This is a genomic window from Actinomycetospora sp. (genome assembly GCF_055612215.1).
In genome coordinates this window covers 1-5,440 of sequence record NZ_JBVPVA010001143.1, presented here as the reverse complement: position 1 = coordinate 5,440, position 5,440 = coordinate 1, and the positions used below count along the sequence as shown (strand labels likewise).

Genomic DNA, 5,440 nt, shown 5'->3' with positions numbered 1-5,440 from the left:
CCGGGCACGGCGGCGTTGGTGTGCAGGCACACGGGGGAGTAGCCGACCTCGATCGCCCAACGCGCCCCGGCGAGCGCGAGGGCCTGCCCGACGCCGTGCCGTCGGTGGCGCCGGTCCACCCACACCCGACCGATCTGCCCGGTGGGGGAGTCGGCGTACCGCTGCCACAACCACGCCGGGACGTAGCGGGCCGAGGGTCCGCCGGGCCGCACGACGGCCGTCCCCGCGACGACCTCGCCGACCCCCGGGACCTCGCGGGTGCAGACGAACAGGGCGCAGGAGTCGGACCCGAGATAGGAGCCGGCCAGGTCGTCGACGTCGGCGTGCAGGGCGGGGTCGTAGCCGCCGAGCTCGTCGGCGAGCATGCGCCGCATGTGGATCTCGATCGCGGGCAGGTCGGCCGGGGCGGCCCGGCGGACGGCCGGCCGCGTGGCGCGTGGTGCGGACGGGGGAGCCAGGCCGGGCACCGTGGTCATCCGGCCACTCTCGCACATGGCTGGCAAGTGGCACGATCACGCGAAAGGGTCAGCTCGGCGGCGCGCGCTCCGCGAGCCGGTGCCCGGCGTCGTGGATGAGCCCGGAGATGAGGTCGGCGACGTGGTGGTCGCGGGCCCGGGAGAGCACGCGCCGTCCGTCGCGGCGCTGGGTGATCAGGCCGACCAGGCGGAGCTTGGCCAGGTGCTGCGAGACCGCCGGGCGGGCCACGTCGAGACGTTCGGCCAGCGTCGAGACGTCGAGCTCGTCGCCACTGAGCAGCCAGAGGATCCGCAGGCGGGTCGGGTCGGCGAGCATGCGCAGGCCCTCGACGGCCGTCTCGACGCGGTCGTCCGGAGGCAGCTGTTGCCAGGACCCGGCCGCTGCCTCGTTGTCGCGTGCGCACACGAGCACGTATGGTGGCACGAGAACCGGCCGGACACCACCGTGGAGGACACCGCATGGCGAGCACGACGTCGGGCGTCGCCGTCGATCACCACCTCGGCCCCCACCTCGTCAGCGCCACCCGGCACGGGGTGCGCTCCTGCGGCCACGCCGAGACCCGTCCGACGGACGTCGGCCCGGTGATCGCGCAGGTCCGCGCGCTCCACGAGGCGCTGCGCGCCCGACCGCACCTGTCGCCCGAGCCCGCGACGAACGAGCTGTTCGAGCGGCTGGTGTCGCTGGCCGTGGACCCCGCGGCGGCCCGGGAGGCGGACGCGGTGCTGCGCGACCCGGCCGTCGATCGCCTGCTGCCGAGCCTGCGGCGCCTGTGCGCCGAGGGGGAGTTCGAGCTCGAACGGTCGTGGGCCCGGCGAATCGCCGAGCACCCCGACCCCCGCGCCGAGCTCACCCGCTTCCCCTACCACCGCAACTACGGCGACCTGACCCGCCTCGAGCACCACACGGTCGCCGGGCTGACGCCGCACCCGGTCCGTCGGGTCCTGTTCATCGGCTCGGGTCCGCTGCCGCTGACGTCGCTGCTGCTCGCCGAGCGCCACGGGTGCGAGGTCGACAACCTCGACCGCGAGCCCGACGCCGTCCGCCTCGGGGCCGACCTCGCGGCCGCGCTGGGGTGCGGCGCGCTGCGCTTCCGCGTCGGTGACGTGCTCGACGAGCGCGACGGGTACGACTGGGCGAGCTACGACCTGGTCTACCTCGCCGCCCTGGCGGGTCTCGACCCCGATGCCAAGGACCGGCTGCTCGACCACCTCGGCCGCCACCTCCGCCCGGGCACGCTGGTCCTCGCGCGCAGTGCCCACTCCCTGCGCGGCCTGCTCTACCCGGTCCTCGATCCCGACGACCTGCCCGGCCTGCGCACCCTCGCCGTCGTGCACCCGTACACCGACGTCGTGAACTCCGTCGTCGTGGCCGAGGTCCCGGAGAGGAAGGGCCGGCGGGCCGACGCCGTTCCGGGCCGAAGCGGAGGCGCGGGGTGACCGACGGGCGGTACGCGCTGTCGCTCGACGACGAGGAGCACGCCCGGCTGCGGGCGCAGGCGGCCGGGGCGGGGGACCGGGAGCGTGATCTGTGGGCGCGGCTCGGGGTGGGTCGCGGCGCCCGGATCGCCGACCTGGGGTGCGGTCCCGCGGCCACCCTGCTGGGGCTGGTGGACCTGGTCGGATCCTCCGGAGAGCTGGTAGGCGTCGACTCGGACCCCGAGGCGGTCCGGCGGGGCCGCACCGACGTCGACGCGGCTGACGCGGCGGACACCGTGCGCCTGGTGGAGGGTCTGGCCTGGGACTCGGGGTTGCGGGCGGGTCGGTTCGACGGGGTGATCGTCCGGTTGGTGCTGGTGCACAACGGCGGGCACGAGCAGGCCATCGTCGACCACGCGCTCTCCCTGCTGCGCCCGGGCGGTTGGGTCTACCTCTTCGACATCGACATGACCCTCATCCGCGTCGAGCCACCGACGGCTCCGGTCTCCGAGCTCTTCGAGCGTCTCGAGCGGTTCGAGCGCGGCCGCGGGAACGACGTCGCGGTCGGCCAGCGGCTGGGCGAGCTGCTCCTGGCCGCCGGCGCCGAGCTCGTCGAGCACCACGGCCGGCGGTCCACGCGCCCGCGCAGCCCCGGCCGACGTGGTCCCGCGTGGGCGGCCCGCGAGGCCATGGTCGCCGCAGGAGATGCGACGCGCGCCGACGTCGCACGGTGGGACGAGGATTTTCGTACGCTCGACGCGCGCGATGATCAGCCCGCCCACGTCAGCGTCGGTTTCACCGCCATCGGCCGACGCCCGCGGGGACGCTGATCGCCGGGGTCGCGAGGACTCGTCGTGCATGGGCCGCGGCGCGGATCGAACGGGTATCCAAGAGCATGGGCGACGTGGGACGTGTCGTGCCCGCCCGCGACCTCGGACCCGTGCTGCACCGGACCGCGCGGGACGGCGCCGCGTGCGAGCCCGGCGTCGTGCCGCCGGCGCTGTGCCGGGCGGTGCTCGACGAGCTCGCCGTCGAGACGCTCGCCGCGCTTCCCGCGGTCGAGGGTCCGTTCGGGGTGCGGCAGGAGGGCGAGCACCTGGTGCTCACCGGTCCCCAGATCGACCGGCGTCCCGCCGTGCACGCCTTGCGCGACGCCGTCGTCATTGCCGTCCACGCGCACGCCCGCGAGATCGACGGCCTGGGGGACTGGGTTCCCGACGAGGTCACCGTGCAGCGCTACGCACCCGGCAGCGCGGGCATCTCGGTCCACCGCGACGGCAAGCGGCACCGGTACCTCGTCGCGATCCTCACCCTCGAGGGCTCGGCCCGGCTGCGGCAGTGCTCCGACCGGGAGGGCACCACGGTCCGGGCCTGGGACGCCGACGCCGGCAGCCTCGTGCTGTTGCGCGGGCCCGGACTGGCCGGGACCGACGACGACCGGCCGCTGCACGCCGTCGACGGCCCGCGCGAGGGCCCGCGCACGTCCTTCACCCTGCGGGTGGCGGGGGCCACCGTCTGAGCGGTTGCCTTCGAGTGCGCTCGAACTCCTACCGTCGAGGGTGTGAGCACTCCGAACGGCAAGATCTGGTTCATCACGGGCACCTCGCGCGGCTTCGGCCGGGAGTGGGCTATCGCGGCCCTGCAGCGCGGTGACTCCGTCGTCGCCACGGCGCGCGACGCGAGCTCGCTCGACGACCTCGTGGCCGAGTACGGCGACCGCATCCTGGCGCTGACCCTCGACGTCACCGACCGCGCCGCCGCCTTCGCCGCGGTGACGCAGGCCCACGAGCACTTCGGCCGCCTCGACGTCGTGGTCAACAACGCCGGCTACGGACAGTTCGGCATGATCGAGGAGCTCAGCGAGGACGACTTCCGGGCGCAGATCGAGACGAACGTCTTCGGCGCCATGTGGGTCACCCAGGCCGCACTGCCGCTGCTGCGCGAGCAGGGCTCCGGCCACCTGCTGCAGGTGTCGTCGATCGGCGGCATCTCCGCCTTCCAGAACGTCGGCGCCTACCACGCCTCGAAGTGGGCCCTCGAGGGCTTCAGCCAGGCCCTGGCCCAGGAGGTCGCCGGCTTCGGCATCCACGTCACCCTCATCGAGCCCGGCGGCTTCTCCACCGACTGGGGCGGGTCCTCCGCCCGGCACGCGACGGCGCTGCCGGCCTACGACGGCGTCCGCGAGCAGGCCGCGCAGGCCCGCAAGGGCCGGATGAGCGCGCCGGGCGACCCGGCGGCCAGCGCCAAGGCCGTCATGGAGATCGTCGACGCCGACGAGCCGCCGCTGCGCGTGTTCTTCGGCGACGCCCCGCTGGGGATCGCTGAGGCCGACTAGGCCTCGCGCCTCGAGACCTGGCGGGCATGGCAGCACGTCTCCCACCTCGCCCAGGGCTAGGACGCAGGGTCAGGCCGGGGCGGCCGGTACGTCCGTCCCGAGCCCGAACCGGGCGCCCAGCCGGGCGCCCTCGTCGGCCACGCGCCGGCCGCGGGCCACCGTGTCGGGCTCCCAGGCCGCGAGGGCGGCGTCGACGGCGTGGTCGTGGGCGCGGAGGGCGTCGGCGAGCGTGTCGGCGTCCACCGCGGCCTTCGCGCTGCCGTAGGCGGTGTGCGGGCGGGGGACGAACGCGGCGTCGCCGATCAGCGCCGTGCGCCCGACGACGCAGCGGGACGAGGCGAGGTCGGTGATCGCCTGGATCGAGGGCGAGGACGTGGCCGCGACGAGGTCGGCGTAGACGTCGGGCAGCCGTCGTCGGGCGAGGTCCCGACGGCGGGTGACGGCGTCGGGGCCGAGCGCCTCGGCCGGCAGTGACCACTCGTGGACGCGCCCGTCGCGGTCGGTCAGGTGGGCGGCGAGGTCGGCCACGGGCTGGTACCAGACCCAGTTCAGCGACCGACGGCCCGGCGCGAGCTCACGCCCCGGGCCGGGCACCAGGTAGGAGAGGATCTGGGTCGGGAACGGGACGGGCTCGGGGTCGGTGAAGAAGGCGAACGCACCGGGCAGCGTGTCGGCCGCCCGGTGCGGGAGATCCGCCTCGTCGCACAGCCCGCGCCACGCCACGTACCCCGCGTACGCGGCCGTGACGTCGGGGGCGAGGCGGCCCCGCAGCGTCGAGCCTGCGCCGTCGGCGGCGACGACGAGGTCGGCGGTGACGGGGTCGCCGTCCTCGACGTCGAGGGTGCGCCCGTCGTCGGAGACACCGGTGACGCGGGTGCCGGTGCGGTAGGCGCCGTCGTCGAGGGCGGAGCGCAGGGCGCCGACGAGCGCGTCGTAGGAGGTCATCCACTGCCGGGTCTCGTCGGTCGACGTCACGGTCCCGGCGCGGTCGAGCTCGATGCGCCGGGCGCTCGGGACGGCGACGTCCTCGGGTGCGGCGATCCCGTGCCGCTCCAGGAACGACGCGAGGTGGGGGTGGAGGACGATCCCGGCGCCCCGGCCCCGCTGGGCCTGCGCGGCCTGCTCGTACACGGTGGCCTCGCAGCCGACGTCACGCAGCGCGATCGCGGCGCACAACCCGCCGACCGAACCACCGACCACCGCGGCCTGCACC

General features: G+C 75.3%; 7 protein-coding genes. 4 read left to right on the top strand and 3 right to left on the bottom strand.

Features of this window, described 5'->3' with window-relative positions; translation table 11 throughout:
• A partial coding sequence (locus tag AC0CYZ_RS30830; protein WP_472221931.1) for a GNAT family N-acetyltransferase occupies window positions 1-476 on the bottom strand: 476 nt, incomplete at its 3' end.
• A gap of 49 nt (window positions 477-525) precedes the next feature.
• Window positions 526-882, bottom strand: coding sequence for an ArsR/SmtB family transcription factor (locus AC0CYZ_RS30825; RefSeq protein WP_472221929.1), 357 nt, complete (start codon window positions 880-882; stop codon window positions 526-528).
• A gap of 53 nt (window positions 883-935) precedes the next feature.
• Between AC0CYZ_RS30825 and AC0CYZ_RS30820 the strand changes: the two genes are divergently transcribed.
• The 4 genes from AC0CYZ_RS30820 to AC0CYZ_RS30805 all read left to right on the top strand — a co-directional run bounded on the left by AC0CYZ_RS30820 (window position 936) and on the right by AC0CYZ_RS30805 (window position 4,227).
• A complete protein-coding gene (locus AC0CYZ_RS30820) occupies window positions 936-1,913 on the top strand; it encodes a nicotianamine synthase family protein (protein ID WP_472221927.1) in 978 nt (325 codons plus the stop codon).
• Window positions 1,910-2,722: a class I SAM-dependent methyltransferase gene (locus AC0CYZ_RS30815; protein WP_472221925.1), complete on the top strand. Its 813-nt coding sequence runs from the start codon at window positions 1,910-1,912 to the stop codon at window positions 2,720-2,722. The genes AC0CYZ_RS30820 and AC0CYZ_RS30815 overlap by 4 nt, the downstream gene beginning before the upstream one ends.
• 74 nt (window positions 2,723-2,796) lie before the next feature.
• Window positions 2,797-3,411 carry a hypothetical protein gene (locus tag AC0CYZ_RS30810; RefSeq protein ID WP_472221923.1) on the top strand — a complete coding sequence of 205 codons (615 nt, stop codon included), beginning with the start codon at window positions 2,797-2,799 and terminating at the stop codon, window positions 3,409-3,411.
• A gap of 42 nt (window positions 3,412-3,453) precedes the next feature.
• Window positions 3,454-4,227, top strand: coding sequence for an SDR family oxidoreductase (locus AC0CYZ_RS30805; RefSeq protein ID WP_472221921.1), 774 nt, complete (start codon window positions 3,454-3,456; stop codon window positions 4,225-4,227).
• A 69-nt stretch (window positions 4,228-4,296) separates the two neighbouring features.
• On the opposite strand, the gene AC0CYZ_RS30800 is transcribed toward AC0CYZ_RS30805, so the two are convergent.
• Window positions 4,297-5,440: FAD binding domain-containing protein (locus tag AC0CYZ_RS30800; RefSeq protein ID WP_472221920.1), on the bottom strand; the 1,144-nt coding region annotated here is incomplete at its 5' end.